The sequence below is a fragment of the Maribacter sp. X9 genome (genome assembly GCF_048537565.1).
In the GTDB taxonomy this organism is placed as follows: domain Bacteria; phylum Bacteroidota; class Bacteroidia; order Flavobacteriales; family Flavobacteriaceae; genus Maribacter.
In genome coordinates, this window is the sequence record NZ_CP183215.1 from 889,580 (window position 1) to 908,614 (window position 19,035).

Genomic DNA, 19,035 nt, shown 5'->3' on the forward strand with positions numbered 1-19,035 from the left:
CATGAGCGAATCTAGAGCTGCATTACGTTACGCAAAAGCCATTTTGGATATGGCCAAGGAAAACAAAGCCTTGGATGCCGTTGAGAAGGACATGCGTTCCATAGCCTCGACAATTTCCGATAGCAAAGAATTAAAGGATGTTCTGGCGAGCCCTGTAGTTTCAGGTGCTTCAAAAAAGAAGGCATTGGCTGAAATTTTTAAAGGTAGCCATGCAATTACAGATGGTTCAATTGCTATGTTGGTCGATAATAATCGTATTGGAATGCTAAATGAAGTAGCATTGAAGTATATCATCCTTAACGAGCAATTAAAAGGAAAAGATGTAGCTTTTGTGACTACGGCCATTCCTTTAGATGCCGCAATGGAGAAAAAAGTATTACAACAAGTAGCTTCTCTTACAGGCAACCAAGTAACCATCGAGAATAAAATCGATGAAAGCATCATCGGTGGATTTATCCTTAGGGTAGGTGATTTGCAATATGATGCAAGCATTGCCAATAAGCTGAGTAATATAAAAAGAGAATTTTCGAATAGTCTATAAATAACTATATTGGAGGCTGGATGCTTACATCTAAAATCCTAATATCTTATATCTAATTAAAAATGGCAGGAGTAAAAGCCGCTGAAGTATCAGCAATTTTAAAAAAACAATTATCAGGATTTGATGCTACCGCTACTTTGGATGAAGTAGGTACCGTTTTACAGGTAGGTGATGGTATCGCAAGGGTCTACGGATTGGCAAATGCCCAATATGGGGAATTGGTCGAGTTCGAAGGTGGCCTTGAAGGTATTGTATTGAACCTTGAGGAAGATAACGTTGGGGTGGTTCTTTTAGGACACTCAAAAACGGTTGGCGAAGGAGCTACCGTAAAACGAACACAACGTATCGCATCTATAAAGGTTGGTGAAGGAATTGTTGGTCGTGTGGTTGATACTTTAGGAAATCCTATAGACGGTAAAGGTCCTATTGCCGGTAAAACGTATGAAATGCCATTGGAGCGTAAAGCACCAGGTGTTATTTTCAGGGAGCCGGTTACCGAGCCTATGCAATCGGGTATCAAGGCAATTGATGCCATGATTCCTGTGGGTAGAGGACAAAGGGAACTTGTTATTGGTGACCGCCAAACCGGTAAGACTACGGTTTGTATCGATACCATTTTGAACCAAAAAGAATTTTACGATGCAGGTGAGCCTGTTTTCTGTATCTATGTAGCCATCGGTCAGAAAGCATCCACTGTTGCAGGTATCGCACAGGTATTGGAAGATAAAGGCGCAATGGCCTATACGACCATAGTTGCCGCAAATGCATCTGACCCTGCACCAATGCAGGTGTACGCACCTTTCGCAGGAGCATCTATTGGGGAGTATTTCCGTGATACGGGTCGTCCTGCTTTGATTATCTACGATGATTTGTCAAAACAAGCGGTAGCATATCGTGAGGTGTCTCTTTTATTGAGAAGACCACCAGGGCGTGAGGCATATCCAGGAGACGTTTTCTATCTTCACTCCAGATTATTGGAACGCGCGGCAAAAGTGATCAATGATGATAATATCGCAAAAGAAATGAACGATTTACCAGAGGTGTTGAAACCGATGGTAAAAGGAGGAGGTTCTTTAACGGCACTTCCAATTATTGAAACACAGGCAGGTGACGTTTCAGCTTATATTCCAACCAACGTAATTTCGATTACCGATGGTCAGATATTCTTGGAGCAAGATTTGTTCAACCAAGGGGTAAGACCAGCGATTAACGTGGGTATTTCGGTATCACGTGTAGGGGGTAACGCTCAGATCAAATCGATGAAGAAAGTAGCAGGTACTTTAAAACTGGATCAAGCACAGTTCCGTGAATTGGAGGCTTTTGCCAAGTTTGGTTCGGATCTAGATGCTGCTACCTTGAATGTTATCGAAAAAGGTCGTAGAAACGTTGAGATATTGAAACAGGCACAGAACGACCCTTATACTGTTGAAGATCAGGTGGCGATTATCTATGCCGGTTCAAAGAACTTATTACGTGATGTCCCTGTTGAAAAGGTTAAGGAATTTGAGAGGGATTATTTAGAGTTCTTGAACGCTAAGCACAGAAATGTGTTGGATACTTTAAAAGCCGGTAAATTGACAGATGAGGTTACAGATACTTTGACTGCGGTTTGTAAAGATCTTTCAGCTAAATATAAATAAGTACTAAGTAATAGGTATTGAGTACAAACTATCTAGTTCGATACGTTTTTAAGCTAATTCGTTGTACTATATTCTAAATACTAATGAATAAATGGCCAATTTAAAGGAAATACGCAATAGAATATCATCGGTTTCATCAACGATGCAGATTACCAGTGCCATGAAAATGGTATCTGCTGCTAAATTGAAGAAGGCACAGGATGCCATTACCGCAATGAGGCCTTACGCGGATAAACTGACCGAATTACTACAGAACTTAAGCGCAAGCATCGAAGGTGATTCTGGAAGTAAATATTCAGATAATCGAATCGTAAAGAAAGTTTTGGTGGTGTCCATAACGTCAAATAGAGGTCTTTGTGGGGCTTTTAATACCAATATTTTAAAGCAATCCGTAAATCTTGCAGAGAATGTACATTCTGGTAAGGAAGTAGACTTCGTGGCCATTGGTAAAAAGGCGAATGACTTTTTAGGAAAGCGATATAAGGTGATTGCAAATTACAGTAAGGTTTATGAGGATTTAAACTTCGACAACGTTGCCGAAATCGCTGAACGTTTAATGGAACTTTTCACAGAAGGCGCCTATGATCGTATTGAAATTGTATATAACAAGTTCAAGAATGCGGCTACTCAGATTGTAATGACTGAGCAGTTTTTGCCAATTGTTCCTATGGAAGTAGAGGGAAATACGGCGGCAGATTACACCTTCGAGCCTTCAAAAGTGGAAATTATAAAGCAATTGATTCCTAAATCCTTAAAAACTCAATTGTATAAAGGCATTCGCGATTCTTTTGCGAGTGAGCACGGTGCGCGTATGACAGCTATGCACAAAGCGACCGATAATGCGACCGAACTTCGTGATCAGTTGAAATTGACCTATAACAAGGCACGTCAAGCAGCTATTACCAATGAGATATTAGAGATAGTTGGTGGTGCCGAGGCCTTGAATAACTAAGCTCATGCTTATTTTGAGTTTAGCGAAACAATATTTCCGTTTACAGTAAGAATGAAGAACCCCACATTAATGCGGGGTTCTTCATTTTAAAGAAGTTGGATTCTAAATTTTAACCGACTTTTGTCACACGTATGAAATCAAATAAAACAGCCCTACTTTTCATTTTCATAACCATTCTTGTAGATGTCATCGGTATCGGTATCATATTGCCAATTATTCCTGATTTAATTATGGAATTGACGGGAGAAGGCACCCATGTTGCCGTTATTTACGGAATGTGGCTTACTACGGCATTTGCTGGAATGCAGTTTCTGTTTTCGCCTGTATTAGGTGAAATTTCAGATAAATATGGAAGACGCCCCATTTTACTTTTGGCACTTCTAGGGCTCAGTATCGATTATATGATCCATGCATGGGCACCCACCATTACATGGTTGTTTCTAGGACGGTTTTTAGCGGGGATTACGGGAGCAAGTTTTACGGTGGCCTCTGCCTATATTGCCGATGTTAGTACAAAGGAGAATAAAGCGAAGAATTTTGGACTTATAGGCGCTGCCTTTGGTATAGGATTCATCATCGGTCCTGGTATTGGGGGATTTTTCGGAGAAATCGATATTCGACTGCCCTTTTATATCGCGGCCGGTCTAACGTTTGCTAATTTCCTTTTTGGATGGTTCTTTGTTCCTGAATCGTTGGCATTGGAAAAACGAAGGGAAATCGATTTTAAGAAAATGATACCTGGCGTTTCTTTAATTGCATTAAGGAACTATAAGGGGCTTCTATTGCTTATTGCGGCCTTCTTCCTTGCCAATTTGGCGGGGCAGGCTTTGCCTTCCACTTGGTCGTATTATGGTATTGAGCGTTATGATTGGAACCCAAAACAAATAGGTGTTTCGTTGATGGTGGTCGGTTTATTGGTTGCTATTGTACAGGGTTTCCTAGTTGGAGTGTTGGTCAAAAAGTTCGGAAAACGAAAAGTGATTATTTTCGGGTTTCTGTTATGGACCGTTGGGATGTTCTTGTTTTCCTTGGCATCAGAACCTTGGATGTTATATGCCTTTTTGATTCCGTATGCCTTAGGAGGTATCGCCGGACCCACCGTACAAGGGGTTATTTCCAACCAAGTACCGGATAACGAACAGGGAATATTACAAGGTTCAATAACAGGCTTAGTAAGTATAACTGCCATTTTAGGACAACTGATTTTCTCCCCTGTATTTTATTATTTTGTTCGGCCAGTAGGTAAAATTTACTTTCCAGGAGCACCATATACCTTGGCCGCCCTATTTCTTTTAATGGCATTCGGCCTTGCCTTTACGGCGATACGTCGTATGAATGTGGAGCCAGATTAATATTTCGTTGAATACGATGTAACATTTTTTGATTGTTGAATCTAAAAGGAAAATAACTTAAAAACCTTTAGGATGAAAACAATCAAAAGTCTAGTATTCGTAATGAGTTTAGTTGCGGCTTTATTTGTAAGAGCGCAGGAATTTCCTTTCCATGTTGAAGTTAGCGGTGAAGGAGACCCCATTTTATTTTTCCCTGGGTTTACATGTACTGGTGAAGTTTGGGAAGATACGGTCAAAGAACTTTCAAAAAATTACCAATGTCATGTTTTTACCTTCGCAGGTTTCGGTGAAGTAACTTCAATAGAAAGACCGTGGTTGCCTAAGATAAAGCAGGGGGTAAAGAACTATATCCAAAACTTGGGTTTGGAAACCCCAACCCTTATAGGCCATAGTTTAGGCGGAGCTTTGATACTTTGGATGGCTTCTGACAGCGATGGATACAAGCAATTAATTGTCGTAGATGCGCTACCTTCAACGGGAGCCTTGATCATACCTGATTTTAAGAGTGAAGATATTGTTTATGACTCGCCATACAATCAACAACTCTTGGCGATGACCCAAGCAGATTTTGAAATTATGGCATCTCAAATGGCAAGCGGAATGACTTCAGATACGAAGAAGCAGCTCAAAATTAAAAATTGGATGCTACATGCAGATAGAGAGACCTACGTTTACGGCTATACAGATTTGCTAAAACTCGATTTAAGACGGGATGTTACGAACATTACCGTTCCAGTAACCATTCTTGCCGCTACTGAGCCCTATGGTTATGAAATAGCTAAAGCGACTTTTGAAAACCAATACGAAAACCTGAAAGAATACGAGATTAAATATGCTAAGGGATCGGGTCATTTTATTATGTACGACCAACCGGAATGGTTTCTGGAAAACATAAAGAGCACCTTAAAAAATTAAGCGGATTGAAAGAGGTCATCTATAAAAAGCTTTACGAGGATAATTACCCACAGGTGATGCGACTTTGTTTAGGGTATACCACAGGGAATGAGGCATTGGCCAAAGATTTGGCCCAGGAAACGTTCCTTAAAATTTGGCAGCATCTAGATAGTTTTAGAAATGAAAGCGCTATAGCAACTTGGGTGTATAGAATTACCATAAATACCTGTCTGGCTGCTATAAAAAAAGAAAAGAAACGACATTACATAGAAAACGTTAATGATGTTCAAATACCTACAGATACAGATGAACATATAGATAAGGAGCACATGTTCAAGCAATTGTATACGTGTGTTAACAAGTTGACGGCAACTAACAAAGCTATTATTTTATTGGAGTTGGAAGGGTTGTCACAACAGGAAATCGCATCCATAATGGAATTAAAGCATGAAGCGCTCCGTACCAGAATACATCGAATTAAGAATCAATTGATAAAATGTGTAAACCATGAATAAATTTGAAGAATTACAGAATAAGTGGAAGAATCAGCCCGAAGTTAAAACTTCAGAAAGGGCGTTTAATGCGCTTTTAATCGGAATTAAAGCTATCGAGAGAAAGCAAAAAGCAACGAACATAGTACTATCGGTTACCATAGGGGTATTGGTAGCCTTCATGTTCTATGTCGCTGCATTTAACAATACCACTTTTATGGTGGGAATCACTATTATGATCGTTAGTTTAGCGAGTAGGATTTTGGTGGAAATTTCAAGTATTAGGCGTTTGAAAAAACTGAACTATCTTGAAAATCCTGGCAAGTTCAAAAAGGGACTTTTAAAATATTATACCAGTAGAAAAAAGGTTCATTATTACATTACGCCGATAGCTTTAATTGCTTATGCCATAGGGTTTGTGATTTTAATGCCACTCTTTAAAAAAAATCTTTCGTATGGGTTCTATATGTATATACTGTTTTCCTCCGTTGCGCTATTGGTATTTTTTTCCATTTTCATATTTAAACAAGTGAAAAAAGAACTTTTAAAATTGCGGGAGTTGCAGGTATCCTAGAGTTTGAAAACTTACTTTGTAAAGAAGGTTTTAATAGGTACTTTTAAGGTTTCAATCTAAGGTGTTTGAATCCTCTAAAAAAACTCTTTAAGCAAACTGCTATTTATGGCTTGGCGACCGTCTTGCCACGAATGATTTCATTCATTTTAGTGCCATTATACACAGACGTGATGCGTCCTGGAACCTATGGGGAGGTTACGTTGATTTTTTCTTGGTTCGCAATTTTTAATGTATTTATGGCCTATGGTATGGAAACCGCTTTTTTTAGATTCTATAAGGAAGCTGATAATCGTAAAAAGGTCGTAAGCACTTCACTGCTTTCTATTGCAGGCTCAACGTTTCTCTTCGTGTGTTTGGGACTTATTTTCAAAACACAACTTGCAGAAGGCCTTAATATAGAGTTGCAGTATATGAACTACGTCTACGGTATTTTGGCATTGGATGCTTTAGTCATTATTCCGTTCGCGTGGTTACGGGCCAATGAAAAACCGATGCGCTACGCCATCGTCAAGATTTTGAACGTATCACTCATGTTGGGCTTGAACGTTTTTTGTTTGTTGATATTGCCTAAGTTGGCTCAAAATGGAACTGAAGGATTTTTAAGTTCACTATACAGGCCAAATTATGAAGTGCCCTACATTCTTATTTCAAATCTTATTGCTAGTGGTATTACCTTACTGCTCATGCTTCGCATTTATTTACGTAGACCTTATGTATTTGATAGGGTATTATGGAAACGAATGCTGACCTATGCCATGCCCGTTATGGTTGCGGGCATAGCTTTTACGATAAATGAAGTGTTTGACCGCTACCTACTTTCTGAACTATTACCCGCTGATATTGCCAAGAGCGAGATGGGGAAGTATTCGGCCTGTTATAAGCTGGCCCTGTTTATGACCCTTTTCGCTACAGCTTTTCGGATGGGAATAGAACCTTTTTTCTTTAGTCATTCAGACACCAAGAATCCACAAAGGGCCTATGCTCAAATCACTAATTATTTTGTGGTGTTGGGGAGTATCATCTTACTGTCCGTAGTTGTATTTGCCGATGTTCTTAAAAAGTTCATCGTATTGGATGATTCCTATTGGGAGGCGATGTCGATTGTTCCCTTAATTGTATTGGCAAGTTTCTTTCTGGGTATTTATCACAATCTTTCGGTTTGGTATAAAGTGACAGACAAGACCATTTATGGGGCTTATATTTCTATGATCGGTGCCGTGCTCACCATTGTGATCAATTTTACATTTATCCCTTATTTTGGATATATGGCTTCGGCGGTCGCCACCGTGTTGGCCTATGGTACCATGATGGTGCTTTCGTTTTATTTTGGACGTTTGTATTATCCGGTTCCCTATAATTTTAGAAAAATTATCTTTTATTTAGGAGTGTCCATCTTGTTTTCTACCCTATCATTTTACATTTTTGATAGAAATCTTTTTATTGGCATACCGCTATTGTTAATATTCTTAGGCTTAGTATATAAACTGGAATATGATAATCTTAAAAAATTGTATTTAAATAGATGAACATAAAAATAATCAATAGGTCGGGCCATGATTTGCCGCATTATGAAACCAGTTCTTCCGCAGGTATGGATTTAAGGGCCGATCTGTCTGAACCCGTAACGCTTCAACCTTTAGAACGGGCAATTATAAAAACAGGACTTTTTATAGAACTTCCAGTTGGTGTAGAGGCTCAAGTGCGCCCAAGAAGTGGTCTTGCTGCTAAAAAAGGGATAACGGTACTCAATGCTCCTGGCACGATTGATGCAGATTATAGGGGAGAGGTTGGGGTAATATTGGTAAATCTATCCAACGAAGCGTATACGATTGAAAATGGGGAGCGTATAGCTCAAATGGTGATAGCGAAACACGAACGTGCCTCGTGGGAATCGGTAACGGAATTATCTGAGACTTCAAGGGGAGAAGGCGGATTTGGAAGTACTGGTGTTAAATAAAACAATTCAAGTTTAATTGTAATCTTCATGAAGAAGTTGTTCTTTTTGATAGTAGTATTCGGCGGATGTTTTTCCCCGGAAATAAACTATGCCCAAGGAGAACAGGAAATTGATGTAGAACAAAGCGCCGAAGTATTTCTGGAGGAATATTCAGATGCCTTTCAAGAAAATTTTTTTGAAGGACTAAAGCAAAAGGGAATTCAAAATTATGACCGGGCCATCACCTATTTTATGGAATGCAAACGGTTACAGCCAGAGAACGACGTTGTGACGTTTGAGTTGGCAAAATCCCATCTTTTGGAGAAGAAAGTAATATTGGCTCAAGAATATGCTGTTGAAGCCATCAACGCAAATCCAGAGAATTACTGGTATGCCGAAACCTTAACCGATGTGGTCGAAGCCAGAAAGGTGGCAATTGACGAAGTAACGGGGAATTTACCTTGGAACAATGTGATGCTGCGTGGAAATATGGCCGAAATTTACTTTAAGAAGGGCAATTACCAAACCGCCAAAAAAATTATTAAAGGTGTAAAAAAGTCGGCTGCATTGACGAAGCTTGAAAATCGAATTTTAGATTCTATCGCCAAGGGGGAAATAAATACGCAATCGATTAGTTTACCTGTTAAAAGGGAAAATAGGGAAGAAGTAAGTGGATTGGAACAGTTCAGAACTAAAATTCAAGAAGTATTGAAGAAAAATTCTTTTGATTCCTCATTGGAGCGGCTTACAGAAGAGGCGATGGAACGGTTCCCGACCCAACCCTTCTTTTATTATGCGAATGGGTATGCCTTAAATAAACTTCAAAAGCCAAAAGATGCCATTGAAATGTTAGAAGCGGCTTTGGACTTTTTAATTGAGGATGTAGCGTTAGAAAATAAGATTTATAAAGAATTGGTAGATGCCTATACGACGCTTAATAATACAGAAAAGGCAAATAGGTATCGCAGTAAAATTAAACCTGGTTTTTAAATGATAAAATTTGTGAATAGGAGTAGGGTAAGGCAATTGTTGTTGATTTTTTCAGTAGTGTTAATCTCTTCCTGTAAAAGTACCAAGGTTGTTTCTGGGGGATCCGTTGATGAACGCTTATCTGCGAAGTCAGTTATAAAGGCTCATTATCAAAACGAAACGGAATTCAAGACCTTGAGCGGTAAGGTTCGAATCGCGTATTCTGATGGAGAAGATTCCCAGAGCGTATCGGTCAGTCTTCGGATGGAAAAGGATAAAGCTATTTGGATGAGCGCCCCCTTAGGTATGGTAAAGGCCTATATCACACCACAACGGGTTTCTTTTTATAACAAATTAGAGAACGAGTATTTTGATGGTGATTTTAGGTATTTAAGTGATATGTTAGGAACGGAAGTTGATTTTTCTATTTTGCAAAATTTGTTGACGGGGCAGGCCATAGTTGACTTAAGACAAGAAAAGTATACCATTGATATTGCCGAGGGTTCCTATAGACTGGTGCCTAAATTACAGGGAGTACTGTATAAAACCCTATTTCGAATCGAACCCAAGAATTTTAAAATGGATTTACAACAACTATCTCAACCCTTGGAGAAACGACTTTTAGAAATATCCTATGAAAATTATCAAACAATAGGGGAAGAAGTTTTTCCGAATGAAATAAAAATCAAGGCAATTTCTAAGGATAAGGAGAACGATATAGGACTGGAATTCAGAAATATAGAATTTAACCGCCCAGTTAATTTTCCATATAAAATACCAAATGGTTTTAAACAAATAGAACTTTAAATACACATGCGCTCCAACTTAAGATACATTTTTTTTACGGTACTATGTTTAGGAGGTCATGCTATGGTCGCGTTCGCCCAGACGAGCGAACAAAAAGCATTGGAAGAAAAACGGGAGCGACTTCAAACGGAGATAAGGGACATTAACCGTTTGCTCTTTGCAGAAAAAAAGGAAAAGGGTAATGTGTTGGATCAGATGGAAGGGTTAGACAAAAAAATTACCGTACGCCAACAATTGATCCGTGTTACCAACCAACAATCCAATTTATTAAATAGACAAATCAACACGAACATCAGGAATATTGGTAAACTGAGATCAGAACTTGAGGAGGTCAAAGACGAATATGCTACGATGATTAGAAAATCGTATCAGAACAAGTCCAAACAGAATAGATTGATGTTCTTGTTGTCATCTGAGAGCTTCTTTCAGGCCTTTAAAAGACTGCAGTACATGAAGCAGTATACTGACTATAGAAAAGAGCAGGGAGCGCAGATTTTGGCTAAAACGGACGAGCTCAAACGATTAAACTCTGACTTAAATGAAGAACGAAAAGTAAAAGAAGTATTGTTGGCCCAGAATAAAAAGGCAAAAGACCAATTGTTCTCGGAGATTCAAACCCAAAAAGCACTTTTAGGTACTATTCGTAAGAATGAAAGTAAATATGCAAGTGCCATAGAAGCCAAAAAACGAGAAGCCCGTAAAATAGATGAGCAAATAGAAAAGCTGATCCGAAACGCCATTGCCGCTTCCAATAAAAAGAGTGGTAGCACCACCAAAAGCAGTAGTAAGTTCGTACTTACCCCAGAAGCAACAATTGTGGCGAACAATTTTTCCGCAAATAAAGGAAAATTGATCTGGCCCGTTGAAAAAGGAATTAAAAGCCAAGGGTTTGGCATATATAGTGACCCTGTTTATCCCGGTATTAAGCACCAAAGTAATGGGGTGATCATTGCGACCGATCCAGGTGCTAAGGCAAGGGCTATTTTTGAAGGAGAGGTTATTGCGATTTTGGCCGTTCCAGGTGGAAATAAAGGAGTCCAGATCAAGCACGGTAATTTCATTAGTACATATTACAATTTATCCGATTTGTCGGTTAAAAAAGGTGATAGGGTAGCAAGTAAGGATGTGTTGGGTACGATTTATACGAATAAAACCAATGGTCAAACCCGATTAAAATTTTATTTATATCAGAATACATCAAGACTGAATCCAGAAGAATGGGTTTACCGACTTTAAAAATATTCCTACATGAGTACCAACAGAACGATTACAGACTTAAAAGGAACCTTTAACCTGCACAATGGTGTGGCAATGCCTTATTTGGGACTGGGTACGTATCAATCCGATAATGACCAACAAGTAGTTGATGCTGTGAAAAGTGCTTTGGAAATTGGTTATCGCCATATCGATACGGCATCCGCCTATAAGAATGAGGAAGGCGTAGGAAAGGGAATCAAGGAAAGTAATGTTTCCCGAGAGGAAATTTTTATAACGAGTAAAGTTTGGAATGCCGATCAAGGTTATGAAGCTACGCTAAAAGCTTTTGACGAAAGTTTAAACCGATTGGGGTTGGACTATTTGGATCTGTATTTGGTTCACTGGCCTGTACCTGAAAAGTATGCGGAAACGTGGAAGGCTTTGGAACATTTGTATTCCGAAAAGAAAATTAGGGCGATAGGAGTAAGTAATTTTTTAAAACATCACTTAGAGGAAATTCTCAAAGATTGTGAAGTAGTCCCCATGGTCAATCAAATGGAGTTCCATCCCCATTTGGTTCAACAAGATTTATTGGATTTTTGTAAAGAAAATACCATTCAGTATGAGTCTTGGTCTCCGTTTATGCAGGGGAAAGTCCTTGAGCTGGATCTCTGTAATGACTTGGCGAAAAAGCACAAAAAATCTGTGGCGCAGATTATTCTACGATGGAATTTACAAAAAGGGGTTGTGGCCATCCCTAAATCGGTACATGCAAAACGAATCAAATCCAATGCCGATATTTTCGATTTTGAATTATCAAAAGAGGATATCGCCTTTTTAGATGGTTTGGAAAACGGTCAACGTACTGGTCCCGACCCCGATAATTTCAATTTTTAGTTTTTGGTAAAAAGGGCCTTTAGTTCGGTAGCCTCATCTGGTTTCATCTTTCCGGCCAAGACCAAGCTTAATTGTTTTCTGCGAAGTGCACCCTCATAGCGTATTTTTTCCAAATCGGTTTCGGGTAACAGTTCGGGTACTTCAGTAGGTTTCCCAGTTTCATCCACGGCCACGAACGTATAAATAGCTTCATTGGCCTTGGTGCGCTTACCGTTATAACGATCTTCGATCCACACATCGATATAGACCTCCATTGAAGTGTTATAGGCTCTGGAAACGGCTGCCTCAACGGTGACAACACTACCTAACGGAACGGCTAAATTAAACGCCACGTGGTTTACAGATGCCGTCACTGTGATTCTTCGGCTATGCCTTCCGGCGGCGATACTGGCGGCACGGTCCATTCGGGCTAAAAGTTCACCCCCGAATAGATTTTGAAGGGCGTTGGTCTCACTAGGAAGAACCATATCGGTCATTGTAGTTCTAGACTGTGCTGGTGTTTTAGCTTGCATCAAATGAAATTTTCCGCAAAGATACGGGCATCAGTGGTAGTTATAAAATGAGCTATGGTTTATTTTTTGGAAAGTAACCACGCATCTTTAGACTGGGTGCGCTTTATTACCCGTAATGCTCTTAGAGCATCTGTAGCATTGGCATAACTGGCATAGGTGACTACGTGCAGTCCGTAGGCATTCGTTCCAAAATAAGCGGCATCAAAGCCCTTTTCTTGAAGTTCTTCAATTTTTCTGTCGGCATTCGCTTTAATTCGAAAGGCACCGGCAACGATATGATGCATTTCTCCTTTTTCGTTTGCTGGAACTACATTAGTTTTGGCCGCTACTGTAACAGTAGGTAGTTCTAATGGAGCAATGTCAAAGAAAGTAGCTTTTTGAATTTGTTTGGTGACATATTCCTGGGCATCTTGTCGGACAACTTGCTCATTGGAACGTTGTTGTTGGTAGATTCGATAGCCCGTTACACCGGTCGAAAATGCCAACAATAAAATGGCCGCATATTTTAAGTAAGGCCTAAAGCCATTGTTTTCTCTACGTTCTGGACTAATAACGAACGGTATTTTTTCTTCCATTGCTTCCACTTCTTCCTTGAGTACTTCACGGGTAACAGGAATCGAATTGAAATTTGATAACCCAAAGGAAGAGGTCAAGTAGTTGGGTTCGGAAGCCGGTTGAAATAAAATTTTGCCTTCTGCATTAGTAGTAAGCAATCCTATGTTCTTCAAGGTTAAAGAAGATTCCTCTTTTAAAATGTACTTCCACCATTTAACGCGTTCCTCTATATTAGAAAGTGCGTCTTCAAATGAAATTTTCTCCGATTCCGATACATAGGATACGAGGAGGCCGTCATTGGAAATGAGTTGTCCATTAAAAGCTACCGATTTGCTAGGGGCGAAAAACGTATTCGTATCTTGGTTGATACGTGCGGTTGTCTTTTGGGTAAGAAATGCCCCAAAGCCTGGAACAACGACACAATTGTACCGATATAACAAGTCGCTTATATAATGCTCTAAAACCATAGTTGCGCAAATATTAAAAAAATAAAGGGGCTTAAAAACTCCTTGGGTAACTTTTTATTAACATAATTTTTCACCTAATTTGTGGACAATTTATGAATGCCACACAACATACTGCCGATGAACTTATTGCAATGCTGCGATTGCAACATGTGCCTAATATTGGAGATGTACTTGCCAAGAAATTAATTTCCCATTGTGGTACTCCATCCGCAGTTTTTGGGGACAAACAACGAAACCTGCTAAAAATTGATGGAATAGGTACACACACCATTAGGCATCTTTTTGATACGGAACATCTCGAAGCTGCTGAAGCTGAGTTCGATTATATCCTGAAAAATAATATTTTCTGTACTTATTTTCAGGATGCATCCTATCCTGATTATTTAAAGCATTGTATTGACGGACCCCTACTTTTGTTTCAGAAGGGAAACATTGATTTAGAACGGAAAAAGATTGTTAGCGTAGTCGGTACCCGTAATATTACTAGTTATGGCATGGCCTTTTGCGAACAATTCATTGCCGACTTAGCTCCCTTGAATCCCATTATTGTGAGCGGATTCGCTTATGGTGTAGACATCTGTGTTCAACGCGAAGCGATTAAACAAGGGCTGCAAACGATTGGGTGCCTTGCCCACGGGCTTAATCAAATCTACCCTAAGGTACATGCCAAATATCAGGCAGATGTGCTTAAAAATGGCGGCTTTTATACAGAATTCTGGAGTACGAGTAATCCGGAACGGGAAAATTTCCTAAAACGTAACCGAATCATTGCCGGTATGTGTGAAGCCACCATAGTTGTAGAATCGGCTGAAAAGGGTGGAAGTTTGGTGACTGCAGATATTGCGAACAGTTATAATCGAGACGTTTTTGCGGTTCCCGGAAGAACAACGGACAAATACAGTATAGGCTGTAATAATCTGATCAAGCAACAAAAAGCGCATATATTGACCTCAGCTGCCGATTTAATTTATTTGTTGGACTGGGAATTGGAAGAGAAGCAAAGTAAGGCCATACAGAAGCAATTGTTCGTCGATTTGGATGAAATAGAACAAGATATTTACACCTATTTACAAAACAATGGAAAGCAATTGTTGGATAGTATTGCGTTAGATTGTAAAATTCCAATATTTAGGGCATCATCCACTTTGTTGAATATGGAAATGAAAGGCGTTGTCCGACCCTTACCTGGAAAATTGTTCGAGGCGATTTAGGTCTTTACAGACTGAATGGTTTGTTGTTGATAATTTTAGAGAAGATGTTAAGACATTTTTCTTCAAGGCGATAAAAGTAAACTTCAAAACGAAGGCTTATGAGTTCGTTGTTTATATGATAGCAATGTTCTAAAATTAATACCCCAACTTTTCTCTAACTCGTTCTAATACACCATCTGCCACTTTTTTGGCTTTTTCTGCTCCTAAAGACAAGGCTTCATCCACTTCCTCAAGATGGTTCATATAGTAATTAAATTTCTTACGAGGCTCTTCAAATTTATTGAGTATAACTTCATAAAGGGCTTGTTTTGCATGACCATAGCCATAATTACCAGCTAAGTAATTGGCACTCATTTCCTCTATTTGAGGCTGTGTAGCCAAAATTTTATAAAGCGCGAAAACATTATCGGTTGCGGGGTCTTTAGGGTTTTCCATGGGGGTACTATCCGTTTGAATCCCCATAATTTGCTTTCGTAACTGTTTATCGGTTTGGAACAAACTGATTAAATTACCTCTGCTCTTGCTCATTTTTTCACCATCGGTACCGGGTATGTACATGGTATGTTCTTGAACTTTACCTTCGGGTATAACAAAAGTTTCGCCTAATTGAGCATGAAAACGTGAGGCGACATCTCGGGTCATTTCAATATGCTGCAATTGATCCTTTCCGACGGGGACGATATTGGCATCGTACAATAATATGTCGGCTGCCATCAACATGGGGTAGGTAAATAGTCCGGCATTAACATCATCCAAACGGTCTGCCTTGTCCTTAAACGAATGGGCCAACGTTAATCGTTGATACGGAAAAAAGCAGCTTAAATACCAAGAAAGTTCCGTAGTTTGGGGTACATCGCTTTGACGGTAAAAAACGGTTTTTTCAATATCAAGGCCAAAGGCAAGCCAAGTGGCAGCAATGGCGTATGTATTTTGGCGTAATTCGGCACCATTTTTTATCTGGGTGAGGGAGTGCATGTCTGCAATGAACAGAAAAGATTCATTTTTTGGATCTTGCGCCATTTGAATGGCCGGGATTATAGCTCCTAAAATATTTCCCAAATGTGGAGTTCCTGTACTTTGTATTCCTGTTAAGATTCTTGACATTTGAATTATTTCTAAGTTGGTAAAGGTAAAACAAATCAAAAAAAACGGGCCTAAATAACTACTTTTGATTTATGCTAAAAATGATCAAAAAAACAGGTCAAGCACTATACCGTATCTGGTTTTATGTTTTGGTGGTCGTACCAATGCTGGTTTTCTTCCCACTTTTGGTTCTTTTTGCCTCTAGGGAGGCGTGGTATCCACAGTTTTTTTGGATGGCAAGAAATCTTTGGGCCAAATTTATACTGTTCGGCATGTTTTGTTGGCCTAGGATTATCTACGAGGAAAAAATAAAGAAAGGGGAAAGTTATATGTTAGTGGCCAACCATACCAGTATGTTAGATATTATGTTAATGCTTGTTATAAGTAAAAATCCGTTTGTTTTTGTGGGTAAGAAGGAGTTGGTGAACATACCTCTTTTCGGATTTTTCTATAAACGTGTTTGTATTATGGTAGACCGTAAAGATGCGCAAAGCAGGACAGGAGTGTATAGACGGGCACAAAGACGGCTGCAGCAAGGTACGAGTATTTGTATTTTCCCTGAAGGAGGAGTGCCGGAAGAACATGTTATATTGGATAATTTTAAGGATGGGGCCTTTAAAATGGCCATTGCCCACAAGATTCCTGTGGTTCCGATGACGTTTTATGATAACAAGAAACGTTTTCCGTTTATATTTTTTAGAGGAGGGCCTGGTAAATGCAGGGCGAAAGTTCATTCATTCATTCACACTAAAAATCTTGACGAATATCAAAAATCAGGTTTACGGCAAAATGTTCGTAATCTGATTCTCCAAGATTTAAAACAAGGTTTTCAAAAATAGAATCGGTTAGAATTTAAAATTCAAGCCACTATATATTCCAATGGAATAGGGTCTAAAGGTTCCATTAATATCAGAGAAGGTATTGAGTTGGTACTTAAAAATGGGCTCTACGTTGAAACGTATTTTTCTAGAAAATTTATAGTTCAGCCCAAGTCCCATGTTCGCACTAAAATTTAGCTCGTTTATATTGTTTGCCTCCCCAATTTCTGTAGTAAGTTCGCCTGCGGTCAAGGAAACGGCATTATTTATTAAAAATAGAGAGCTGACTCCGCCGATGAGGTTTATACCGAATTTATTGTCGACCAACGCATAATTAACTTCAACCGGAAGTTCAAGATAACCTAATTGTTGTGACATAAATCCTTCTCTGGCTGCACTTTTTGCGGTTACATCTGCAGATGAATTAACCGTACTATACTTATCTGAGGCTACCTTTTCACTAGAAATAACGAGCGTATTTGAGGTTGGGGCGTAATCAATTGATGCTAATTGCCCATTACTGGAGATTGAATTCAAGGAGGATGAAAATGAAACATCTTCCGTATCGTAGCCATAGTCCACTTTATGTATCCCCGACCGGATGGTCACTTTTTTAGAAACGGCATAAGCGACAGATACCCCATAGCTCATATTTATAGTTCCCGATTTTGAATTGGGCACAAAAATGGAATTGACCGGAGAACCCTTACCCATTCCATTGAAATAAACAGGAGCTATACTAGGTCCTGCCGACCACCTATTCTTGGTTTCATTTTGCGCTAAATCTTCCTCTTGGTCTACTAATTCATCAAAAATCGATTTTTTATTTTCTTCCAATAGCTCTTGATCTTTATGCTCGGTGCTGGCTACGGCAGAACTATCATTTGAACTTTTGAAATCAACCCTATTATTATTCGCATGTTCATTTGTCGGTATTGAATTGGTGATCGTATTTTTATTTTCACCATCTGTTTTTGAACCAGTGGCAGGGGCCAGCGTAGTTCCTGCCAAGGTCTTATCGTTTTTGGCGACAGTACCCGATTCCCTTTCATCGGAGTTCAGCACGATTACCTCACTTTCTTTTATTGACCTTGTTACTTTTAAAATGGTATTTTCTTTGGGGCTTGGCGTGGCTAACTTTTTATCGTTTTTTGATGACACAGAATTGTCATTCTCAGTGATATCGGTTTTGTCTGATGACTTTTCGACTAATTGGTCGGTGCCGTTATTATCGGTACTGTCAAAGGAATTCTCGGTTGTAGATTCTTGTTGGGCATCTGTTATGTTCTTGACATCGTTTTGGGTTTCGACAAGAATTTCTTTGGTGGTCTGTTGGTTCGAGAACGGATTGAAAAGTAAAAAGGCAATGGCCAGTGCTGCGGCGATACCCCCCAATCGCCACCAGATAGGAATGATACGTTTGTTCTTCTTCTTGTTCAGAGACGCATCAATTGCCCGCCATACCTTATCGTCGGGCGATTGCTTGAAGTCCAGGAATTTCTCCTGGAAAAGTTCGTCTAGTTTCTTTTTCTGCATCGTTTAAGATTTCAGTTTATAATACATCCGATTATAAAAAATGAGTTATGATAAGCATCAGTATTCCGATACTGGATTGGGATGCCTTCGTTTCTATTTTTTCCTTTAACAAAATCCGCGCTCTCGCAAGGTTTGATTTAGAAGTTCCAATTGATGTGCCTAACACATCACTTATTTCTTTATGGGTATACCCATCCAAAACATAGAGGTTAAAGGTTGCCTTGTATTTGGTTGGTAATTCTTGTATGTAGCCTAATAAAGTTTGTAGGCTGATGTCGCTATAAGCTCCATCTACCGTAACTTCTTCCTCGATGTTATCGGAAACCACATTTAAATATTCTTCCTTCCTGTATTTCTGTAAAACAGTATTTACGGTAATACGTTTCATCCATCCTTCAAAGGAACCTTTATTGCTGAACTGACCGATTTTTTCATAAATGGTCATGAAACTGTCGTGTAGGTTGTCTTCTGCTTCGGTTTTAGAATTGGAATACTTCAAACAAATGCCAAATAAGGTAGTAGCATAGGTCCTATAGAGTAGTTCCTGTGCTTTTCGGTTTCCTTTTTTGCAATTATGTATGAGTTCTTCTAGACTCACAAATG

At 39.3% G+C, this 19,035-nt stretch carries 20 protein-coding genes; 15 read left to right on the top strand and 5 right to left on the bottom strand.

What is annotated here, in order from left to right; genetic code table 11:
• Window position 1 precedes the first annotated feature (1 nt).
• The 13 genes from atpH (at window position 2) to ACNR9Q_RS03800 (ending at window position 12,250) form a co-directional block, all read left to right on the top strand.
• Entirely contained in the window at window positions 2–541 is a 540-nt protein-coding gene (gene atpH, locus ACNR9Q_RS03740) for an ATP synthase F1 subunit delta (RefSeq protein WP_419213266.1), read from the top strand.
• 62 nt (window positions 542–603) lie between these two features.
• Complete coding sequence (gene atpA, locus ACNR9Q_RS03745) at window positions 604–2,181, top strand: F0F1 ATP synthase subunit alpha (RefSeq protein WP_419213267.1); 1,578 nt, start codon at window positions 604–606, stop codon at window positions 2,179–2,181.
• A 91-nt stretch (window positions 2,182–2,272) separates the two neighbouring features.
• Window positions 2,273–3,133 carry an ATP synthase F1 subunit gamma gene (gene atpG, locus ACNR9Q_RS03750; protein ID WP_419213268.1) on the top strand — a complete coding sequence of 287 codons (861 nt, stop codon included), beginning with the start codon at window positions 2,273–2,275 and terminating at the stop codon, window positions 3,131–3,133.
• 131 nt (window positions 3,134–3,264) lie between these two features.
• Window positions 3,265–4,485, top strand: a complete 1,221-nt coding sequence (locus ACNR9Q_RS03755; protein WP_419213269.1) for a TCR/Tet family MFS transporter — start codon at window positions 3,265–3,267, stop codon at window positions 4,483–4,485.
• Window positions 4,486–4,557: 72 nt separating this feature from the next.
• A complete protein-coding gene (locus ACNR9Q_RS03760) occupies window positions 4,558–5,400 on the top strand; it encodes an alpha/beta fold hydrolase (RefSeq protein ID WP_419213270.1) in 843 nt (280 codons plus the stop codon).
• The gene (locus ACNR9Q_RS03765; RefSeq protein WP_419213271.1) at window positions 5,361–5,894 is read left to right on the top strand and encodes an RNA polymerase sigma factor; all 534 of its coding nucleotides are present in this window, start codon (window positions 5,361–5,363) and stop codon (window positions 5,892–5,894) included. The genes ACNR9Q_RS03760 and ACNR9Q_RS03765 overlap by 40 nt, the downstream gene beginning before the upstream one ends.
• Window positions 5,887–6,444, top strand: coding sequence for a hypothetical protein (locus ACNR9Q_RS03770; protein WP_419213272.1), 558 nt, complete (start codon window positions 5,887–5,889; stop codon window positions 6,442–6,444). The genes ACNR9Q_RS03765 and ACNR9Q_RS03770 overlap by 8 nt, the downstream gene beginning before the upstream one ends.
• Window positions 6,445–6,509: 65 nt before the next feature.
• Entirely contained in the window at window positions 6,510–7,970 is a 1,461-nt protein-coding gene (locus ACNR9Q_RS03775; RefSeq protein ID WP_419213273.1) for a lipopolysaccharide biosynthesis protein, read from the top strand.
• The gene (dut, locus tag ACNR9Q_RS03780; RefSeq protein ID WP_419213274.1) at window positions 7,967–8,401 is read left to right on the top strand and encodes a dUTP diphosphatase; all 435 of its coding nucleotides are present in this window, start codon (window positions 7,967–7,969) and stop codon (window positions 8,399–8,401) included. The genes ACNR9Q_RS03775 and dut overlap by 4 nt, the downstream gene beginning before the upstream one ends.
• Window positions 8,402–8,428: 27 nt before the next feature.
• On the top strand, window positions 8,429–9,370 hold the full coding sequence (locus tag ACNR9Q_RS03785) for a tetratricopeptide repeat protein (protein WP_419213275.1): 942 nt from the start codon (window positions 8,429–8,431) through the stop codon (window positions 9,368–9,370).
• On the top strand, window positions 9,371–10,156 hold the full coding sequence (locus ACNR9Q_RS03790; protein WP_419213276.1) for a DUF4292 domain-containing protein: 786 nt from the start codon (window positions 9,371–9,373) through the stop codon (window positions 10,154–10,156).
• A gap of 6 nt (window positions 10,157–10,162) precedes the next feature.
• Window positions 10,163–11,392: a murein hydrolase activator EnvC family protein gene (locus tag ACNR9Q_RS03795; RefSeq protein WP_419213277.1), complete on the top strand. Its 1,230-nt coding sequence runs from the start codon at window positions 10,163–10,165 to the stop codon at window positions 11,390–11,392.
• 12 nt (window positions 11,393–11,404) lie between these two features.
• The gene (locus tag ACNR9Q_RS03800) at window positions 11,405–12,250 is read left to right on the top strand and encodes an aldo/keto reductase (protein ID WP_419213278.1); all 846 of its coding nucleotides are present in this window, start codon (window positions 11,405–11,407) and stop codon (window positions 12,248–12,250) included.
• Here the strand turns inward: ACNR9Q_RS03800 and ACNR9Q_RS03805 are convergent.
• On the bottom strand, window positions 12,247–12,762 hold the full coding sequence (locus ACNR9Q_RS03805) for an acyl-CoA thioesterase (RefSeq protein ID WP_419213279.1): 516 nt from the start codon (window positions 12,760–12,762) through the stop codon (window positions 12,247–12,249). The genes ACNR9Q_RS03800 and ACNR9Q_RS03805 overlap by 4 nt on opposite strands.
• Before the next feature lie 59 nt (window positions 12,763–12,821).
• Complete coding sequence (locus tag ACNR9Q_RS03810) at window positions 12,822–13,784, bottom strand: SPOR domain-containing protein (RefSeq protein ID WP_419213280.1); 963 nt, start codon at window positions 13,782–13,784, stop codon at window positions 12,822–12,824.
• Window positions 13,785–13,876: 92 nt separating this feature from the next.
• Here ACNR9Q_RS03810 and dprA point away from each other — a divergent pair, with 92 nt between their 5' ends.
• Window positions 13,877–14,995 (top strand): DNA-processing protein DprA, encoded by a 1,119-nt coding sequence (gene dprA / locus ACNR9Q_RS03815; protein WP_419213281.1) that lies wholly within the window; start codon window positions 13,877–13,879, stop codon window positions 14,993–14,995.
• Window positions 14,996–15,130: 135 nt separating this feature from the next.
• On the opposite strand, the gene trpS is transcribed toward dprA, so the two are convergent.
• Window positions 15,131–16,099, bottom strand: coding sequence for a tryptophan--tRNA ligase (gene trpS, locus ACNR9Q_RS03820; RefSeq protein ID WP_419213282.1), 969 nt, complete (start codon window positions 16,097–16,099; stop codon window positions 15,131–15,133).
• A gap of 71 nt (window positions 16,100–16,170) precedes the next feature.
• On the opposite strand from trpS, the gene ACNR9Q_RS03825 reads away from it, so the two are divergent.
• Window positions 16,171–16,917, top strand: a complete 747-nt coding sequence (locus ACNR9Q_RS03825) for a lysophospholipid acyltransferase family protein (protein ID WP_419213283.1) — start codon at window positions 16,171–16,173, stop codon at window positions 16,915–16,917.
• 6 nt (window positions 16,918–16,923) lie between these two features.
• Here ACNR9Q_RS03825 and ACNR9Q_RS03830 read toward each other — a convergent pair whose 3' ends face one another.
• On the bottom strand, window positions 16,924–18,432 hold the full coding sequence (locus ACNR9Q_RS03830) for a hypothetical protein (RefSeq protein ID WP_419213284.1): 1,509 nt from the start codon (window positions 18,430–18,432) through the stop codon (window positions 16,924–16,926).
• A gap of 31 nt (window positions 18,433–18,463) precedes the next feature.
• A complete protein-coding gene (locus ACNR9Q_RS03835) occupies window positions 18,464–19,030 on the bottom strand; it encodes an RNA polymerase sigma factor (protein WP_419213285.1) in 567 nt (188 codons plus the stop codon).
• Between the last annotated feature and the right edge of the window lie 5 nt (window positions 19,031–19,035).

Coding starts and splice junctions, on each gene's coding strand:
- atpH (WP_419213266.1), top strand. CDS start 2: ATGAGCGAATCTAGAGCTGCATTACGTTACGCAAAAGCCATTTTGGAT.
- atpA (WP_419213267.1), top strand. CDS start 604: ATGGCAGGAGTAAAAGCCGCTGAAGTATCAGCAATTTTAAAAAAACAA.
- atpG (WP_419213268.1), top strand. CDS start 2,273: ATGGCCAATTTAAAGGAAATACGCAATAGAATATCATCGGTTTCATCA.
- ACNR9Q_RS03755 (WP_419213269.1), top strand. CDS start 3,265: ATGAAATCAAATAAAACAGCCCTACTTTTCATTTTCATAACCATTCTT.
- ACNR9Q_RS03760 (WP_419213270.1), top strand. CDS start 4,558: ATGAAAACAATCAAAAGTCTAGTATTCGTAATGAGTTTAGTTGCGGCT.
- ACNR9Q_RS03765 (WP_419213271.1), top strand. CDS start 5,361: ATGGTTTCTGGAAAACATAAAGAGCACCTTAAAAAATTAAGCGGATTG.
- ACNR9Q_RS03770 (WP_419213272.1), top strand. CDS start 5,887: ATGAATAAATTTGAAGAATTACAGAATAAGTGGAAGAATCAGCCCGAA.
- dut (WP_419213274.1), top strand. CDS start 7,967: ATGAACATAAAAATAATCAATAGGTCGGGCCATGATTTGCCGCATTAT.
- ACNR9Q_RS03785 (WP_419213275.1), top strand. CDS start 8,429: ATGAAGAAGTTGTTCTTTTTGATAGTAGTATTCGGCGGATGTTTTTCC.
- ACNR9Q_RS03790 (WP_419213276.1), top strand. CDS start 9,371: ATGATAAAATTTGTGAATAGGAGTAGGGTAAGGCAATTGTTGTTGATT.
- ACNR9Q_RS03795 (WP_419213277.1), top strand. CDS start 10,163: ATGCGCTCCAACTTAAGATACATTTTTTTTACGGTACTATGTTTAGGA.
- ACNR9Q_RS03800 (WP_419213278.1), top strand. CDS start 11,405: ATGAGTACCAACAGAACGATTACAGACTTAAAAGGAACCTTTAACCTG.
- ACNR9Q_RS03805 (WP_419213279.1), bottom strand. CDS start 12,762: ATGCAAGCTAAAACACCAGCACAGTCTAGAACTACAATGACCGATATG.
- ACNR9Q_RS03810 (WP_419213280.1), bottom strand. CDS start 13,784: ATGGTTTTAGAGCATTATATAAGCGACTTGTTATATCGGTACAATTGT.
- dprA (WP_419213281.1), top strand. CDS start 13,877: ATGAATGCCACACAACATACTGCCGATGAACTTATTGCAATGCTGCGA.
- trpS (WP_419213282.1), bottom strand. CDS start 16,099: ATGTCAAGAATCTTAACAGGAATACAAAGTACAGGAACTCCACATTTG.
- ACNR9Q_RS03825 (WP_419213283.1), top strand. CDS start 16,171: ATGCTAAAAATGATCAAAAAAACAGGTCAAGCACTATACCGTATCTGG.
- ACNR9Q_RS03830 (WP_419213284.1), bottom strand. CDS start 18,432: ATGCAGAAAAAGAAACTAGACGAACTTTTCCAGGAGAAATTCCTGGAC.